At 31.4% G+C, this 18,299-nt stretch carries 16 protein-coding genes; 10 read left to right on the forward strand and 6 right to left on the reverse strand.

Annotation, left to right across the window (positions count from 1 at the left end; translation table 11 throughout):
* Positions 1-2: 2 nt before the first annotated feature.
* From EO083_RS04190 to galT, 4 genes are read left to right on the forward strand one after another with little or no spacing between them, the layout of a single operon-like run.
* The gene (locus EO083_RS04190) at positions 3-1,688 is read left to right on the forward strand and encodes a sigma-54 interaction domain-containing protein (protein WP_126992936.1); all 1,686 of its coding nucleotides are present in this window, start codon (positions 3-5) and stop codon (positions 1,686-1,688) included.
* Positions 1,689-1,708: 20 nt separating this feature from the next.
* On the forward strand, positions 1,709-2,338 hold the full coding sequence (locus tag EO083_RS04195; protein WP_126992937.1) for an MBL fold metallo-hydrolase: 630 nt from the start codon (positions 1,709-1,711) through the stop codon (positions 2,336-2,338).
* A 5-nt stretch (positions 2,339-2,343) separates the two neighbouring features.
* Entirely contained in the window at positions 2,344-3,801 is a 1,458-nt protein-coding gene (locus EO083_RS04200; RefSeq protein WP_126992938.1) for a glycogen synthase, read from the forward strand.
* A gap of 14 nt (positions 3,802-3,815) precedes the next feature.
* Positions 3,816-4,814: a galactose-1-phosphate uridylyltransferase gene (gene galT / locus EO083_RS04205; protein WP_126992939.1), complete on the forward strand. Its 999-nt coding sequence runs from the start codon at positions 3,816-3,818 to the stop codon at positions 4,812-4,814.
* Between the two features lie 31 nt (positions 4,815-4,845).
* Here the strand turns inward: galT and EO083_RS04210 are convergent, their stop codons facing one another.
* The 5 genes from EO083_RS04210 to miaB are packed head-to-tail and all read right to left on the reverse strand — an operon-like array spanning position 4,846 to position 9,575.
* A complete protein-coding gene (locus EO083_RS04210) occupies positions 4,846-5,955 on the reverse strand; it encodes a tetratricopeptide repeat protein (RefSeq protein WP_126992940.1) in 1,110 nt (369 codons plus the stop codon).
* Positions 5,945-6,859, reverse strand: coding sequence for a cation diffusion facilitator family transporter (locus tag EO083_RS04215; RefSeq protein ID WP_126992941.1), 915 nt, complete (start codon positions 6,857-6,859; stop codon positions 5,945-5,947). The genes EO083_RS04210 and EO083_RS04215 overlap by 11 nt, the downstream gene beginning before the upstream one ends.
* A gap of 15 nt (positions 6,860-6,874) precedes the next feature.
* On the reverse strand, positions 6,875-7,399 hold the full coding sequence (locus EO083_RS04220) for a cysteine hydrolase family protein (protein WP_126992942.1): 525 nt from the start codon (positions 7,397-7,399) through the stop codon (positions 6,875-6,877).
* A gap of 9 nt (positions 7,400-7,408) precedes the next feature.
* Positions 7,409-8,272: a YitT family protein gene (locus tag EO083_RS04225; RefSeq protein ID WP_126992943.1), complete on the reverse strand. Its 864-nt coding sequence runs from the start codon at positions 8,270-8,272 to the stop codon at positions 7,409-7,411.
* A gap of 13 nt (positions 8,273-8,285) precedes the next feature.
* Positions 8,286-9,575: a tRNA (N6-isopentenyl adenosine(37)-C2)-methylthiotransferase MiaB gene (miaB, locus tag EO083_RS04230; protein ID WP_126992944.1), complete on the reverse strand. Its 1,290-nt coding sequence runs from the start codon at positions 9,573-9,575 to the stop codon at positions 8,286-8,288.
* Between the two features lie 118 nt (positions 9,576-9,693).
* Here miaB and EO083_RS04235 point away from each other — a divergent pair, with 118 nt between their 5' ends.
* Positions 9,694-10,701, forward strand: a complete 1,008-nt coding sequence (locus EO083_RS04235) for an acyltransferase family protein (RefSeq protein WP_126992945.1) — start codon at positions 9,694-9,696, stop codon at positions 10,699-10,701.
* 217 nt (positions 10,702-10,918) lie between these two features.
* Here the strand turns inward: EO083_RS04235 and EO083_RS04240 are convergent, their stop codons facing one another.
* Positions 10,919-12,136, reverse strand: coding sequence for a uracil-xanthine permease family protein (locus EO083_RS04240; protein WP_126992946.1), 1,218 nt, complete (start codon positions 12,134-12,136; stop codon positions 10,919-10,921).
* Between the two features lie 209 nt (positions 12,137-12,345).
* Between EO083_RS04240 and gltX the strand changes: the two genes are divergently transcribed.
* The 5 genes from gltX to queA all read left to right on the forward strand — a co-directional run bounded on the left by gltX (position 12,346) and on the right by queA (position 18,289).
* Positions 12,346-13,767: a glutamate--tRNA ligase gene (gene gltX, locus EO083_RS04245; RefSeq protein WP_126992947.1), complete on the forward strand. Its 1,422-nt coding sequence runs from the start codon at positions 12,346-12,348 to the stop codon at positions 13,765-13,767.
* Between the two features lie 6 nt (positions 13,768-13,773).
* Positions 13,774-15,183 (forward strand): cysteine--tRNA ligase, encoded by a 1,410-nt coding sequence (cysS, locus tag EO083_RS04250; protein WP_126992948.1) that lies wholly within the window; start codon positions 13,774-13,776, stop codon positions 15,181-15,183.
* Positions 15,180-16,865, forward strand: coding sequence for a proline--tRNA ligase (locus EO083_RS04255; RefSeq protein ID WP_126992949.1), 1,686 nt, complete (start codon positions 15,180-15,182; stop codon positions 16,863-16,865). Before cysS ends, EO083_RS04255 begins: the two co-directional genes overlap by 4 nt.
* A gap of 106 nt (positions 16,866-16,971) precedes the next feature.
* The gene (gene rpsO, locus EO083_RS04260) at positions 16,972-17,226 is read left to right on the forward strand and encodes a 30S ribosomal protein S15 (RefSeq protein ID WP_004103868.1); all 255 of its coding nucleotides are present in this window, start codon (positions 16,972-16,974) and stop codon (positions 17,224-17,226) included.
* 55 nt (positions 17,227-17,281) lie between these two features.
* Positions 17,282-18,289, forward strand: coding sequence for a tRNA preQ1(34) S-adenosylmethionine ribosyltransferase-isomerase QueA (gene queA / locus EO083_RS04265; protein WP_126992950.1), 1,008 nt, complete (start codon positions 17,282-17,284; stop codon positions 18,287-18,289).
* Positions 18,290-18,299 lie beyond the last annotated feature (10 nt).

Consider the following 18,299-nt stretch of genomic DNA (forward strand, 5'->3'; position numbering starts at 1 on the left):
TTATGGAATTAATGAAGTTTTATAGAACGGTTTTAGAGTCTATTATTGAAGGTGTAATAATAGTTGATAGTGACGCACGGATCTTGTATATAAACAAGATGGCCGTGCGTCTTTTAAATTTGAAAGATGGATTTTTAGGTAAACACGTGGTTGAAGTTATTCCAAATACAAGACTTCATATAGTAGTAAGAACCGGTATTCCAGAGGTTGATGAGGTACAAAATGTTGGAAATAACATAATTATTACTTCTAGAATGCCTTTAAAAGATGAAAATGATAATGTTGTTGGTGCCGTTGCGGTATTTAGAGATATAACTAGTATGAGAAAACTTGCAGAGGAAATTACTAACCTTCATCAAATTGAGGCAAGGCTGAAGGCAATAATTGATTCTACATATGATGCAATATCAGTTGCTGATGAAAATGGAAATGTGGTTTTAGTAAATAAAGCTTATACCAAAATTACGGGATTAAAACCTGAAGATGTTATAGGAAAACCTGCAACAGTAGATATTGCTGAAGGTGAAAGTATTCATATGATGATTTCTAAAACTAAAAAGCCAATTTATAACGCAAGATTAAAGGTTTACCCTTCCAAAAGAGAAGTTATAGTGAATGCTTTACCACTGTTTGTTAAAGGTGAATTTCGTGGGAGTGTTGCTGTTGTTCATGATGTTTCTGAGATTTTAAATTTGACCAAAGAACTTGAAGCTGTAAAAAGGTATATAAGGCATATAAAGGCAAAGTACACCTTTGATGATATTATTGGGCAAAGTGAAAAAATGCTAATAGCAAAGGAGCAAGCTAGAAAGGTTGCCAAGACCCCTGCAACGGTATTACTTAGGGGGGAAAGTGGAACTGGTAAAGAGTTATTTGCACATGCAATTCACAACGCAAGTAATAGATCTGAGAAACCGTTTGTCACCGTTAATTGTGCAGCAATTCCTGAAAATATGCTTGAAGTTGAATTGTTTGGATATATAGAAGATGCCTTTATGGGTACAAAAGGAGAAAAGGTTGGGCTTATTGAGGAAGCAGATGGTGGCACATTATTTTTAGATGAAATTGGTAAGATGCCACTTTCGTTACAGGCAAAAATTGTTAGGTTTATTGAAAGTGGTGAATTTATTCCGGTTGGTTCAAATAGAATTAAAAAGGTAAATGTAAGAATAATTGCATCTACAAATATGGATTTAGAGCAAATGCTTAAAAAAAGAGAATTTTTGTCAGATCTTTACTATAGACTTAATGTCTTTCCAATATTTATTCCACCGCTTCGTGAGAGAAAAGAGGATATTGATGAACTTGCAAATCATTTTGTTAAGAAGATAAGCAATCAGTATAGAAGACATATTACAAAAATTACTGATAATGCTATTTCATATCTAAAATCATATGATTGGCCTGGGAATGTTAGAGAGCTAGAAAATGTTATAGGCAGAGCAATAATTAATATGTCAATTACTGAAAATGTTTTAGATAAAAGACATTTTCCGACACTTTTTTTGGAAAATACTAATCAAACTAAGTATGAGGGGTCTTTAAAATCACTTGTAGAAGATTTTGAAAGAAAGGTTATAGAAGCTGCATTAAGAGAAAATAAAGGTGATAGAAATTTGACAGCAAAAAAGTTAGGTATAAGCCTAAGGACTTTGTACTACAAGATGGAAAGATATGGTTTGATTTAGAAAAAGGAGGGGAACATGCTATGAAAATGGATATACTACTTGAGGGTGGAATAATTAGTGTTCCAGGCAGAGCAAAAGCAACATTTTCTACTATTGTGTTGCTTGAAGATGGTGATAGAAAAATCCTTATAGAACCTGGAGATTATGTAACTCATTCAATTTTAGAAGAGGAATTGAAAAAAAGAAATTTAAAGACAGAGGATATTACAGATGTTGTACTTACCCACTTTCATCTTGACCATGCTTATAACTCTATCTTTTTTAAAAATGCTACAGTTCATTTGCATGAAAACTTTTTAAAGAAGAATTATGAGAAATTTGGTATGATAGTTGGAAAGCAATACAAGATGATTATAGATTCTTGGAATGCGTTCCAAACATTTAAGGATGGTGATATATTATTTGATAAAATTAATGTGTATCATACGCCCTGGCATTCAAAGGAGCATTGTTCTTTTGTGGTAGATACAGAAAATATGGGAAAGGTGTTTTTTGCAGGAGATATTGTTATGACTAGAGTAGAGTTTTATGATATAATGAGAATGTTAAGAGATGATGATTGTGCGAGATTTGTTAGAGAAATGGTTAATAAATGTGATTATTTGGTTTTAACTCACGATAGTGGGGTGTTTTTGGAAAATTGGAGGTGAAAACCGTGAAGGTTGCGCTTGTTTCTTATGAAGTATATCCATTTGCTAAAGTAGGGGGACTTGCTGACGTTGTAGGGGCTTTACCAAAATACCTTAAAAAATTCTCAGTTGAACCAATTGTTATAATGCCAAAGCATAAGATCGTAGAAAAAAATGCAGAAAAGTTTTCATATAGTCTAAGAAAGATAAAAGAAGGTATTAGTGTTCCATATTTAAAAACGGAAGAAAAATTTGATATTTATCAAACATTTATACCTGGAACACAAATTCCTGTCTATCTTATTGGAAATGATTACTATTTTTCTGCAGAGCAAGTATATGAAGGGCCTGATCTGGCAGAACAGGCAATATACTTTTCAGCAGCAGTTTTTGAAACATTAAAAACGCTCGGGGAAAAAGTTGATGTTTTACATATAAATGATTGGCAAACGGGATTGGTGCCGGTGTATTTGAAGACGTTGTATAAAGATGATGAGTTTTTCTCAAAGACTGTTGTACTATTAACAATACATAACCTTGGCTATCAAGGAATTTTTGATAGCTCATATATGAAATTTTCAGGATTGCCTGATTATCTATATAACATTGATGGTATTGAGTTTTATGGAAAAATTAATTTCTTAAAGGGTGGAATTTTGTTCTCTGATGTTATTAACACTGTAAGCCCAACTTATGCACAAGAAATTCAAACTAAAGAATATGGTGAAAAGTTAGATGGTGTATTAAGACTTAGAAGTTCTGATTTGTATGGAATATTAAATGGTATAGATTATGATGAATATAACCCTGAAACAGATAAAAGAATTTATGTAAATTATAGCTTACAAGAGATCGAGAAAAAATATGAAAACAAGAGAATGCTTCAAAAAGAATTGAATCTTCCACAAACTAATGACGTTCCAGTTATTGGAATGATTACAAGGCTTGTGGATCAAAAAGGATTAGATATCTTATCTGAAGTATTAAGATACATTTTAAATATGGATGTTCAATTTGTACTTCTTGGAACAGGCGATAAAAAGTATGAAGAAATGTTCAAAGAGATTGAAAAGGAATTTCCAGATAAAATGTCTGCAAACATTACATTTGATATAGTACTTGCTCAAAAAATTTATGCTTCAAGCGATATGTTTTTAATGCCATCAAGGTATGAACCATGTGGTCTTGGCCAAATGTATAGTTTAAGGTATGGTACTATTCCAGTTGTCAGGTATACCGGAGGTCTTGCAGATACGGTTATGGAATATGATGAAGAAACTATGAAAGGAAATGGATTCGGTTTTAAGGAATATGATTCAGCGTACTTACTAAAGGCAGTTGCAAGGGCAGTTGACTTTTTCAAAAACAAAAAAGGTCACTGGAAAAAATTGATTGAAAATGCTATGAAAACAGATTTATCGTGGGAAAGATCGGCAAATGAATACGTGAAGATATATAATAAAGCTTTGAATAAAAGGCGTTAAGGGAGGATTTAGATATGCCAGAATATAGAAAAGATCCAGTTGTAAGAAGATGGGTTATTATTGCAACTGAACGTGCAAAAAGACCTCATGATTTTACAGTTCCAAAGGAAGAAGCAAAAGGTGGCTTTTGTCCCTTTGATTATGGAAATGAGCACACCACACCACCAGAAATTTTTGCTTTTAGACCAGAAAATACAGAACCTAATTCTCCAGGTTGGTGGGTAAGAGTTGTTCCAAATAAGTTTCCAGCGGTTAATCCAGATATAGAAATCGAAAAATATGGACATGGTATGTATGATGCAATGGCTGGTTTTGGATATCATGAAGTAGTAGTTGAAACACCAGAGCATAACAGTACTTTTGCATTGTATGATGACAAACAGGCAGAAGAAGTTGTTTGGGCATATGTAAAAAGGTTTAGACAACTTAGAGAAGATAAAAGATTAAAGTATATATTGATATTTAAAAATCATGGCGCACTTGGTGGGGCCTCACTTCCACACCCACATAGTCAAATAATTGCAATTCCAAGTGTTCCAAAAAGGGTATTAGAGGAATTGAATGGAGCAAAAGATTATTATGATTATAAGGAAAGATGTGTATTTTGTGATATGATCTCTCAAGAAAAAATAGAAAATCGTAGGATTGTTGAAGAAAATGAGGATTTTATTGCTTTTGCACCATATGCTTCAAGATTCCCATTTGAGGTATGGATTGCTCCAAAGGTTCACTCTCATGATTTTGGAAAGATTGAAGACAGCCAAGTAAAAACATTTGCGATTATTTTGAGAAATACTTTGAAGAGAATTTATAAAGTTCTTGATAACCCACCATATAACTTTGTAATTCATACGTCTCCAACTTACGAGGAAGGAAAGATCTATTATCATTGGCATGTTGAAATAATGCCAAGACTCACGAGAGTAGCAGGCTTTGAATGGGGTTCAGGATTCTATATCAATCCTGTTCCACCTGAAGATGCGGCAAAATACTTGAAAAATGTTGAATTATAAAAAAAACCGAAGGCATTTGCCTTCGGTTGTTTTATATTTTTATCCTCTTTAGTATGTTATACTCTTCCAATGCTTTGTCATACATTCCAGCTTCTTCATATAACTGCGCAAGCTTTAAATGCTTTTCTTCGTTTAATGGATCCTTATCGACAATTTTTTTATATACTTTTGCTGCCATTTTTTTCAGCCCTAGTATGTAAAAAAGATAAAATCTTACTATTTTAAATGAAAAAACAATTATTGCAAGAATTACTAAGAGTAGTATCATTATGTAATTTTTATTATTACTAGAATTTTGGGATGTACTTGTTTTTTGAGAAGAGTCTTTAACATTGGCTTTTTGTGTATTATTTAAAATGTTTTCTAGTTTTGATGATAGAATATATTTTTTAATTGAAAGATTTTCTATCGTTAATTTTGCTTTATTTATATCTATATTTTCAGATGTTTCATTTAAGATATTACTTAATTCTACATACTTTTTAAGATCACTTAAATATTTTGAACTAAATGTTCCTCCAATTTTTTCTGCAAATTCTACTATTCTGTTAAGAATTGGATATTGAGTTTCTTCAAAGTTTTCAATGTTATCTACGATATATTTTAGTATGTTGTACCCAAGATCCTTTGAAAAGTCTTTTTGGGATAGAATATTTATAACGTCATATGTTAACATAGTAGGATATTTTAGAAAAAAATTTGTAAGGTTTTGAGCACTTATTTTTTCATCAATTTCTGGATTTGCTATTTTTAGAAAAATTATATTATCAAGAAAAGTGTCATACTCAGGTTTTTCAAGTGTATTTTTAGATATTTCATTTATTTGTGGAAAAAGTTGAAAAATTATTTCTACTTCTGTCGCACTTGGTGTTGTATTCTTTAAAAAATTTTTAAGTTCTTTTATATCCTGCTTGATTAAAAATGAAAGTTTAGGATCATACATTAGGGAAATTTTAGTTTTTAATTCTTTTCCCATTGTTTCAAGAGAAGTATTAGTTGGATTATCAAGCACATATTCAAGGTAAAGTTTCCAAGCTTCTTTTGGATTTTCTTTGGAAAGATTTATTATTTCATCTTTTGTTACTGAAAATCCGATGATACTTATAAATAATAAAATTAAGACTACAGCTTTACTTTTCATTTTCCCCCCCGATACCGTAAGGTTCATTTTCAACATTTTGATAAGGTTCAACATGAATGACAACATCATAGACTTTATCATTCAAAAGTTTTTTTATTTTATTTTTTATACATAAAGTAAGTTCATGAGATTTTTGAACATTCATTTTAGGATCAACTTCTATATCCATATCAATGTCGAAACATTCTCCAATTTTCCTAATTCTTATCTTATGTGGATTTTTAACACCTTCACATTCATTACATAGATTGATTATTTCATCGTAAATCCACTCTTCGTCTTTTTTAATTCCATCAAGGAGTGCAACAGCGTTTTCACTGAAGATTTCAAACGCTACTTTAATAATTATAACAGACATTATCATTCCAACCAAAGGATCCATGAAAGAAAGACCAATTTTGTTTAAAAGTATTCCAAAAAGCACGATTGATGAAAGGAGTATATCATTTCTCATATTTAACGCTTCTGCTATTAATGAAGGTCTGTTGTATTTTTTGCCAATTCTATATTCTATTATAAACAAAAATGTCTTAAAGATAACTGATATAAGTGTTACGGTTATTGGAATTATTCCTTGTATTAAATTGTAATTATGTGTAACTAATCTTTTGATACTTTCTATTAAAAGTGAAATACCCGCATAAAAAACAATGAATGAAATGATTTTTGCACCAATGTTTTCTATCTTTCTATGTCCGTATGGATGTAGTTTGTCTGGTGGTTTTGAAGAAAGTCTTGTTGCAAAGTAAACAATTGATGCTGTTAAAATATCTGTAGCACTGTCAATCCCATCTGCTAAAACAGCCATACTGTTAAATAAGAAACCTATGATTACTTTTAAAGCAGCAAGAAATGTATTTACTACGACAGCAATGCTTGTTACAATTTTAATGTTTTTTTCCATCGAATCCTCCTAGTTTTATAAAATCTTTGCCTGTAAAACTTGAGACATTATTTTTAGTGCAGCGTTATGTAACTGCTTATCGTATGAGTCGGTTCCATCTTTGTATAAGTTTACTTTTATATCCCTGTTTCTTAATTCTTCAACTGTGAATAGAACACAAATATTACTAACTAGGCCAACAACGTCAACTTCATCTATTGAAAGATTTTCTAATATTTTTTCAAGATCTGTCTTATAAAAGGCAGAATATCTTGTTTTTTTAATATAGTAAACGTTGTTGTAGTCATTTAATAATTCTTGTATTTCGCTTACAATCATAGCACCAGCTGTATTTTTTATACAATGTTTTGGCCAAATTTCAAATTCTTTGTCATTTTCATCGTGCCAATCTTGTGTTAATATTATTGGTAAATTTTTGCTTTTTGACTCTTTTATTAAATCAGTGATTTTTGGTATAACTTTTTCTGCTCCTTCAAAGTAAAGTGCCCCACCTTTTTTTGCAAAGTCATTTTGCATGTCAATGATCATTAAGGCTTTCATACTCTCACCTCACAGATTTCTTTTGAAGCCTTCTCCTAGAACATATCTTGATTCGTTTACTATCATAAAAGCGTTAGGATCCACCTTTTTAACAAAATTTATTAATTCTCCAAGCTCTCTTCTTCTAATGGAGACAAAGATGATGTCTCTATCTTTTTTGGTAAAACCACCTTTTCCTTTAAGATATGTAAATCCTCTACCCATGTTTGTTAAGATAAATTCTTCGATTGGTTTATTATTATCTGAGATTATTGTAACTGTTATTGCAAGTTCTAAACCTTTGAGGACAAAGTCAATTGTAATACCGTTTATAATAATTGCAAGAATTGAGTACATACCAATTTTTGGATTGAAAGCAACACCTGCAAAGAAACCAATTGTAAAGTCTATTACAAGCAACGTTGTCCCCATTGGTGTTGAAAAGAATTTATTAAAAATCTTTGCAAGTATGTCAGTACCACCTGTAGAAGCATTTTGTGAAAAGGTTATTGCCATACCAATTGCTGTTAAAATATCTCCAAAAAATACCGCAAGAATCAAGTCTCCTCCATTGTATGTAGGAATATGAATAATTCTATCAAAAAGGTCAATAAAAAAGTTTAATAAAAATGTACAGTATATTGTTTTATAACTAAAATCAAAACCAATTATTAAAAAGGCAATTAAAAATAGAATTCCATTTAAAATATACATCCATACTCCAACGGATAATGGAATAATCGAATGTAAAATTATAGCAAGACCTGAAGCACCACCAGCTGCTATATTGTTTGGGATTAAAAATATAACAAGTCCAAGAGCAGTTAGTATAACTCCTATTGTTGAGAGAATATACTCTTTAATGGTTTCTTTTAATGGAATGTTTTTTGACATTCTTCTACCCCCTTTATATGATTTTTATTATATTTCCATATAATGGACCCGCACTTGTTTTTTTAATTTTCACTAGAATTTTTTTGCCAATTAGGTTTTCATCACCTTCAAAGGCAATAATCTTGTTTCTAATATCTCTTCCATAGAATAATCCGGATTTTGCACGTTCTTCAACTATTACTTCTACTGTTTTGTTCAAGTAAGACTCGTTAAGCATTTTGTTTATTTCTTTTTGAAGATTTAAAAGATATGCCATTCTTCTTGTTTTTACTGCACGTGGCACGTTATCTTTAAAATATTTCCATGCAATAGTACCCTCACGTGGAGAATATATTGCAAGGTTTAATCTTTCAAATTTTATATCTTCTACTAACTTTACTGTTTGCTGGAAGTCATCTTCAGTTTCATCAGGGAAGCCAACTATAATATCACTTGAGATGGAGGCATCAGGAACTATTTCTCTAATGTTTTTAATTAGTTCATAGTACTCTTCTATTGTATAACGTCTGTTCATTTTTTTCAAAATTTTATTACTCCCGTGTTGAACAGGAAGATGTATGCTTTTGGCAATTTTTTCACTACTTGCAATTTCTTTTGCAATATCCAAAGAAAAATCAGTCGGATATGATGTCAAAAACCATATTCTTTCTATATTTTCAACCTTTTTGGTTTCATTTAAAAGTTTTGCAAGGGATGTACCATCATTTAAATCTTTTCCGTATGCATCTACATTTTGGCCTAAGTATGTAATTTCTCTGATTCCATTTTGAGAGAGGTTTTTAACTTCTTGAAGAATATCCTCCATTTTCCTTGATTTTTCACGCCCTCTTGTATATGGAACTATACAGTAAGTACAAAATCTATTACAACCATATATTATAGTTATCCAGGCATGATGTTTTGAATTTCTTTTTAAAATGTTTTTATAATCTATTTCATCTAATTTATCATCAAATATTGCAGTTTTTTTTCCTTTTAAAGCTAATTCCACTGCTTCAGGTATTTTTACTAGTGCGCGTGTTCCAACCACAAAATTTACTCCTCTTTTAAAGAGGTTTTCTTTTAGTTTTTCAGCACCACATCCCATAACTCCTATTTTTTTATTCTTTTTTCTTAATTCACCTATGGTGCTGAGAAATTTATCTTCAGCTTTTTTTCTAACAACACATGTATTTAATATTACAATATCTGCTTCATTTTCATTTTCAGCAGATTCATAACCTTCTTGTTCAAGATAATATCTTGCAACTTCACTATCATTTTCATTCATTTGACAGCCATATGTCTTAATAAAGAATTTCATTTTCCCCCTCCTAACAGTAATTATCAAGATAATTTTAACATTTTAAAAATAACTTTCCACAAATTAAATTTAACAGAAGTGTTAAATATGTTAGAATTATTAAAGGGGGATTAGAAAAATGAGAATTAGAGAAATTGATGTTTCAAAAGGTATTTTGATATTAATGATTATTTTTGTTCATTCTTATATTCCTTATTCTCTGGCTGTATATTTTTCTTATATTTTAGCCAGTTTTATGTTTATTTCTGGATACTTATTCAAGGATGGAAAATTTAGTAAAAAGTTTGAAAAGATAGTATTAAACCTTTTGATTCCGTTTGTTTTTTTAAGTTTAGTTGGGTACATCATTTATTACATTTTGAATATATTTATCGGATATAGCAATAGTGTTTTTTCAAATTTTTTAGATTTTGTTATTTTTGGATATTCAACATTTGATGTTCCAGTAAATGTTCTTCCTTTATGGTACTTGTATATGTTTGCAGTTGCTGAATTAATTTTTATTTTATTTATTAAGTTAAGAATAATCCATTTTATACCTATATTATCTATTTTGTCAACCCTTTTAATTAATGAGCAAACTAAATTTTTTAAGATTGGAGTTGCACTTCATGGATTAATTTGGTTTTATTTTGGGTACATCTTAAAAAACAAAGGTTTTAAATTTAAATTTAAAAATCCATTTTTACTTTTTATAATTTTTTCAGGTTTATTATCGGTAGTTGCAACATTTAACGGATTTGATGATTGGAGAATTAATAGCTATGGGAATTATCCTCTGCTTTCCTATTTTGGAGAATTTTCATCTATTATATTAACTATTACCATTGCACAAATGATAAGATCTGATAAAATTAAAAGATTTTTTGAATTATTTGGTAAAAATACAATATTCCTGCTTGGTTATCATATTGTGTTGCCAGGAACTTTAGCAGTATTTGTAAAAGATCCCGTGCAATTTTTAGAAAAGTATTGGTTTTTTTATTATATTTTAGCTGTTTTTATACTATATTTATTCTTAAAACTTGTTCCTGAGAATTTAATTTATTTACTTGAAGGAAGATTTTATTTGTTGAAAAAATCTTCAAATATTAATGAGGGATGGATGTTTAAAAAAAGAGCATAGTTAAAAATAAAGCAACATCTGTTTTTAAATGTTGTTTTTTGTCTATTGAACCAAAAAGGAAATATTCAAAAGAGATGCAAAAACAAAGTTGATGATTGACTATTTACGATTAAAATTGTTTCAACAAAAAAATTAAATAATAAAACCCCATTCTTGATTATACTAGAATGGGGTTTTTTCAAATTTATCTCTACTTTAGAGCTTTAATTTGATATTATTAGTTATTATTTTTTTCAGGAATTATTAAATTTGCTAATATTCCTACCAAAGCAGCTAAGGCAAGACCTTTTAGTTCAACTGTTCCTATTTTTATGCTTGCCCCACCGATACCTATTGTCAGTATTAATGAAGCAACTATTAGATTTTTTGGTTTTGAAAAATCTACTTTTTCATTAACAATTGTTCTTATACCAACAGAGGCAATCATACCAAATAGTATTAAACTTACCCCTCCAATAACTGGTTGTGGAATTGTTTGTAATATACTTCCAAATTTTGATAAAAATGACATAAATATTGCAAAAACTGCAGCGAGCCTTAGTATAGATGGATCGTATACCTTAGTTAGCGCAAGAACCCCTGTATTTTCACTGTATGTTGTATTTGCAGGTCCACCTAAGAAACCTGCGACCATTGTTGCAACTCCATCTCCTATTAAAGTTCTATGTAGCCCCGGTTTTTCTAAAAAGTTTTTTCCAACAACTGCTCCATTTGTTGTTATATCTCCTATATGTTCCATGAAAGTTGCAAGTGCTACTGGAGCAATTAATAGAATTGAGGATAAATCAAATTTTGGGAACATAAACTTTGGGATAGAAACCCAACTGCTATTGATGATAGGAGAAAAGTCAACATTTCCTGTAATTATAGCAACTAAATATCCAACACTAACACCAATTAGTACTGGAATTAGGTTAAAGAATCCTTTGAAAACTGTTGAAGCAAGAATTACGGAAACAATTACTGTTATTGAAATTCCCCAATTTTGAGAAGCCCAATTTATTGCAACTGGACTTAAGCTTAAACCAATAACCATAATCATTGGACCAGTAACAACAGGTGGAAATAGTTTTTTAATTTTTTTAATTCCTATTAGTTTGACCAGTGTTGCAAGTAAAAGATATACAAATCCAGCAGCAACAATACCACCACTTGCATATCTTAAATCTCCAGTTTGTGATTTAACAATTAAAATAGGGCCGATAAAAGCAAAACTTGAACCTAGAAATACCGGTACTTCTTTTTTGGTTAAAAAGTGGAAAATCAAAGTCCCAATTCCTGCGGTAAATAGAGCAACAAGGGGATCAAAACCTGTGAGGAGGGGAACTAAGACAGTAGCACCAAACATAGCAATGAAATGTTGAAGAGCTAAAACTAGCTTCTGTGGACCTTCTACCTTAGAATAAAACTCAACAGTTTCCTGTAAGTCAATCATACCATATTCCTCCTTTCTGGCCTCGCTGGGCCAAATTAAAGGCGCCTTCTGTGGATTTATAACACAAAAAATGGATTTTGTCAACCTATGTTTTATTGTAGAATTTTGTTACATTAAATTTGAAAATAATTTAATTTATAAGACAAGATAAGATAATAGAAGTGTGGTATAATAAAACACAAAGTAAAAGTTAATTAGGAGGTGTCTTAATGGTTAGATTAAGGTTTGCTCCAAGCCCTACTGGATATTTACATGTGGGTGGTGCAAGAACAGCTTTATTTAACTTTTTATACGCGAGAAAAATGAATGGTAAGTTTATTTTAAGAATTGAAGATACAGATTTGGAAAGATCTGAAAAAGAATTTGAAGAAGGTTTAATAGAATCAATGAAGTGGCTAGGTTTAAATTGGGATGAAGGACCAGATGTTGGTGGCGAATATGGCCCATATAGACAAAGTGAAAGACTTGATATTTACAACAAATATGCCAAAAAACTTATAGAAGAAGGAAAAGCATACAAAGTATATGCTTACCCTGAAGAAATAGAAAAATTAAGAGAAGAACTTCTTTCACAAGGAAAAGCACCTCATTATACACGTGAAATGCTTGAAAGTTTTACAACTCCTGAAAGGATAAAGGAATATGAAGAAAAGGGTTTAAAACCGGCTATATATTTTCAAATGCCAAGAAAAGAGTATGTTTTAAATGACATTGTAAAGGGTCAAGTTGTATTTAAAGAAGGTACATTAGGAGACTTTGCGATTATTAGAAGTAATGGAGTTCCGATATACAACTTTGCATGTGTTATTGACGATTATCTAATGAAAATTACACATGTTATAAGAGGTGACGATCATCTTTCAAATACGGTTAAGCAGCTTGCTATTTATGAAGCTTTAGGATGGAATCCACCAGAATTTGGACATGTTTCAATGATTCTTGGACCAGACGCAAAAAAATTAAGCAAAAGGCATGGTGCGACATCAGTTGAAGAGTTTAAGGAAAGAGGTTATTTACCACAAGCTGTAGTAAACTTTTTAGCACTTCTTGGATGGTCACACCCAGAAGGAAAGGAAATTATGTCTTTAGAAGAATTAATTAACGCATTTTCGTTAGATAGATTGGGGAAAAATCCTGCAATTTTTGATCCGCAAAAATTAAAATGGATGAATGCAGAGCATTTCAGACATTTAAACGATGAAGAAATGCTTGAAGTTTCAAAGCCTTACTTGGAAAAGTTTGCAAGAGAAGAAGAAATAAATGAAAGAAAAGAGTGGTTTATAAGACTTCTTAGAGCGATTAAGGATAGAGTTGAAGAATTAAGTCAGATACCAGACCTAGTAGAATTTTTCTTTGTAGAACCAGAAATTAAAGTAGAGCTGTCAGACGAGGTAAAACAAGTATATAGTGAATTAGTAAAAGAAATAGAAAACATTGAGAGTTGGGATGAAAAAAATATTTACCAAGCATTTAAAAATGCAATGAAAAAAGGGAAAGTTAAAGGAAAAGACTTTTATATGAATCTTAGGATTATATTAACTGGAAGAGAAGAAGGTCCAGAATTGATTGATATAGTTTATCTTCTAGGAAAGGAAAATATTGTTAAAAGGATTCAAAAACAACTGGGGTGATGTAGTATGGCTATATACATAACAAACACTGAAACTGGAAAAAAAGAAGAGCTTAAAACAATTGAACCTGGCGTTGTAAAAATGTATGTTTGTGGACCAACTGTGTATAACTATATACATATTGGAAACGCAAGACCTGCAGTGGTTTTTGATGCGTTCAGGCGTTTTTTAGAATATAGAGGCTATAAGGTCATAATGGTTCAAAATTTTACTGATATTGATGATAAAATTATCAACGAAGCAAATGAATGGGGCGTTGATTTTAAAGACGTTGCAGATACATTTATCGCAGAGTACTGGAAAGATGCACAAAGTTTGGGAATACGTGCAGCAAATTTTCATCCAAGAACAACGGATTATGTTAACGAGATTGTAGAGGCTGTTGAAAAGTTGATTTCAAAAGGTTATGCATATACAGCCGAAAATGGTGATGTATATTTTAGTGTTAAGAAATTTGAGCACTACGGAAAACTTTCTGGTAAAAAAATTGAAGATTTAATTTCGGGTGCAAGAGTTGAAATAAATACATTGAAAAAGGATCCTCTTGATTTTGCACTTTGGAAAGCTGTAAAGCCTGGAGAACCAAACTGGGATAGCCCATGGGGTTGTGGAAGACCAGGTTGGCATATAGAATGTTCTGTTATGTCTCAAAAACTTTTGGGAGATACATTTGATATTCATGCCGGTGGAGAAGATTTGATCTTCCCACATCACGAGGATGAGAAAGCGCAGAGCGAAGCGCTGACTGGGAAGCCTTTTGCAAGATATTGGATGCATAATGGAATGATAATTACTCGTGGAGATAAAATGAGTAAGTCTATAGGAAATGTATTTTTGGTCAGAGAAGCTGTTAAAAGATATGGAAAAGATGCAGTAAAACTATTTTTACTTTCAAAGCATTATAGAACTCCTATAGAATTTTCGGATGAAATTATGATGGAAAATAAAAAAGCAGCTTTAAAGGTATTAAAAACTCTAAATAGATTTGAAGAAAAGTATCCGTTTCCGAAAGTTCCAAAGCGTGATGAATATATGAATGATATTGAGCAAAAATTTGTAGAAGCGCTTGAAGATGATTTTAATACCCCAAAAGCAATTGCACTTATATTTGATCTTTCAAAAGAATTAAATAAGGCTATGGATGAAGGAAATGATGATGAGGCATTAAAGAGATATCATCTTATTACAAGAGTTTTTGGAAGCATTCTTGGGTTATTTGAAGGTGGAGTGAAAATTTCAGAAAGTGAAAATACAAATAAAGTAATTGAAGAGATATTAAAGGTAAGACAGGAATTTAGAAATGCTAAGAATTTTGAAGCAGCTGATAAGATCCGTGATGCACTGTTAAATTCCAATATTAAGATATTAGATACTCCTGATGGTACAAAGTGGGAGATTTTGGAGGTGGAGGAATGAGATTTTCAAGACTTTATGCACCAACACTCAGGGAAGATCCATCAGATGCAGAAATTCCAAGTCAAGCACTACTTCAAAGAGCAGGTTTTATTAGAAAGATCGCAGCAGGAGTTTACACATATCTTCCACTTGCAAGAAGAACTCTTTTGAAAATTGAGAATATAGTTAGGGAAGAAATGGATAAAATTGGTGCGCAAGAAATACTTATGCCTATAATTCAGCCTGCAGAGCTTTGGCAAAAAAGTGGGCGCTGGGATGATTATGGCCCTGAAATGATGAAGTTAAAAGACAGGCACAGTAGAGATTTTACGTTGGGCCCAACACATGAAGAGCTTGTTACTGAATTGATTAGAAATGAGTTAAATTCATATAAACAGCTTCCAGTTTCTTTATATCAGATAACTACGAAATTTAGGGATGAAATTAGGCCTAGGTTTGGTGTTTTACGTGCAAGAGAATTCATTATGAAAGATGCATACAGCTTTCATGATTCATGGGAATCACTGGATGAGACTTATCAATTATTTAAAAACGCATATTCAAAAATAATGGAAAGAATTGGATTAAGATATTCTGTAATAGAAGCGGCAACAGGAGCAATTGGTGGAAATGAATCTCATGAATTTGTTGCTTTTGCAAATACTGGAGAGAGTAATGTTTTGTATTGTGATTGTGGGTATGCAGGAAGTGATGAAAGAGTACCATACAAGGGTGATTACGAAAAAGATGATGAAGCTGAAAAGACTTTAGAAAAGGTATATACTCCAAATGTAAGAACTGTTGAGCAAGTAGCAGAATTTTTAAACGTTCCAATTAGAAAAATAGTTAAATCTTTAGTCTTTAAAGGACGTGAAGGATTTGTTATGGCTCTTGTGCCGGGGGATAGAGAACTTAATTTTGAAAAGTTAAAGGCATATTTAGGTGATCAATCATTGCAAATGGCAGAAGCAAATGAGATTCTTGAAGAGTTTGGAGTTCCAATAGGATTTTTAGGACCAGTAGGAGCAGATGAAGTTAGAATAGTAGCAGATTATGGAATTAAATATATGAAAAACTTTGTCGTAGGTGGAATGGAAAAAGATTATCACTATATAAATGTAAATTTAGATAGGGACTTTAAGGTTAATGAATGGACTGATTTGGTAGTAGTTCAAATTGGTGATCCATGTCCTGTTTGTGGCAAACCTTTGAAAGGAGAAAAAGGTATTGAACTAGGTCATATATTCAAGCTTGGAACAAAGTATTCAGATTCAATGGATGTAAAATATATGGATAAAGATGGTAAAATGAAGTCATTTATTATGGGATGTTATGGCTGGGGAATTTCAAGAACTTTAGGTGCAATAGTTGAACAGCTCCATGATGATGATGGAATAATTTGGCCACGTTCAGTTGCACCGTACGAAGTGGACATTGTTGTAGTTGGAAAGGAAAAGGAAAAAGAATTTTCTGAAAAGTTGTACAGTTATTTATTAGATAAAGGTGTAGATGTAATTATTGACGATAGAAATGTATCACCAGGTGTGAAATTTAAAGATGCAGATTTAATAGGTTTTCCACTAAGAATTACTGTGGGTAAGAAATTAAAAGAAGGAAAAGTAGAAATAAAAGAAAGAGGAAGAGAAGCAATATTAATTGATGCAAATATGGAGCAAATTTTAAATGCTATAAATGAGATGTAAATATTGACTTTTGAACAAAATTAATGTATCATATATGTGACCCCTACTCGGTAGGTGGATGAGTCCCCTACTTGGTAGTGGGAATAAAGTGTGGAGGTGTAAAGATATGAACAAAGAGGAAATCATTAAGGAATTTCAAATTCACGAGGGTGACACTGGAAGTACAGAAGTACAGATTGCACTTTTAACTGCAAGAATTAAACACTTAACAGAGCACTTGAAAAAACATCCAAAAGATTATCACTCAAGAAGAGGACTTATGAAGCTTGTTGGAAGAAGAAGAAAAATTTTGAAATATTTAAGAAACAAAGATCCAGAATCATACAAGAATGTAATTCAAAAATTAGGATTAAGAAAATAATTAAAGAATGGGGAGGTGAGATTACCTCCCCAATTTTTTAGAAGGAGGAAGATAGATGAAGCTTAGCGATTTTGATTATTACTTGCCAGAGGAGTTGATTGCTCAAACTCCAGCAGATCCGAGAGATTCTTCTAGATTGATGGTGTTGAATAGAAAAGAAAAAACAATTGAGCATAGAATTTTTAGAGATATTATTGAGTATTTAAACCCTGGAGATTTGCTTGTTAGAAATATTACAAAAGTGATTCCTGCAAGGCTGTATGGTGTAAAAGAAACAGGGGCTAGAATTGAAATTTTGCTTTTAGAAAAAATAAGTGAAGGTGTTTGGGAGGCGTTGGTAAAACCAGGCAGTAAAGTTAAAAAAGGAACAAAAATTATTTTATCTAATGATGTAGAAGTAGTATGTAAAGATTACGCACAGCAAGGAGCAAGAATCTTAGAATTTAATTGCAGTGATGAAAAATTATTTGAACTTGGAAATGCACCATTACCACCATATATAAAGAATCAGCAAGTTCCGTTTGAAAGATATCAAACAGTGTATTCAAAAGAAACTGGTTCGGTTGCAGCACCTACAGCTGGGCTTCATTTCACAGAAGAACTCCTTGAAAAATTAAGGGATAAAGGTGTGGAATTTGCAGATTTAATTTTACACGTTGGGCTTGGTACTTTTAGACCAGTAAAGGTTGAAGATATAAGAGAGCATAAAATGCATTCAGAAAGGTACTATGTGCCAGCTGAAACGGTTAAAAAGATAAGAGAAATAAGGAAGAATAAAGGAAGAATAATAGCAGTTGGGACAACCAGTGTAAGAACTCTTGAAACGATTGCAAGACTTTCTAATCAAGAAAGTTATCATGGAAAAACTGATATATTTATTTATCCACCTTTTGAATTTAAATTGACAGATGCAATAATAACGAATTTTCATCTTCCAAAATCTACACTTTTAATGCTTGTTGCTGCTTTTGCAGGAAAAGATTTTATTCTAGAAGCTTATAATACCGCTGTAAGGATGAAGTATAGATTTTTCTCACTAGGTGATGCATGTTTTATTTACTAAAATGTAATAG

It is taken from the genome of Thermosipho globiformans (genome assembly GCF_003990895.1).
Taxonomy (GTDB): domain Bacteria; phylum Thermotogota; class Thermotogae; order Thermotogales; family Fervidobacteriaceae; genus Thermosipho; species Thermosipho japonicus.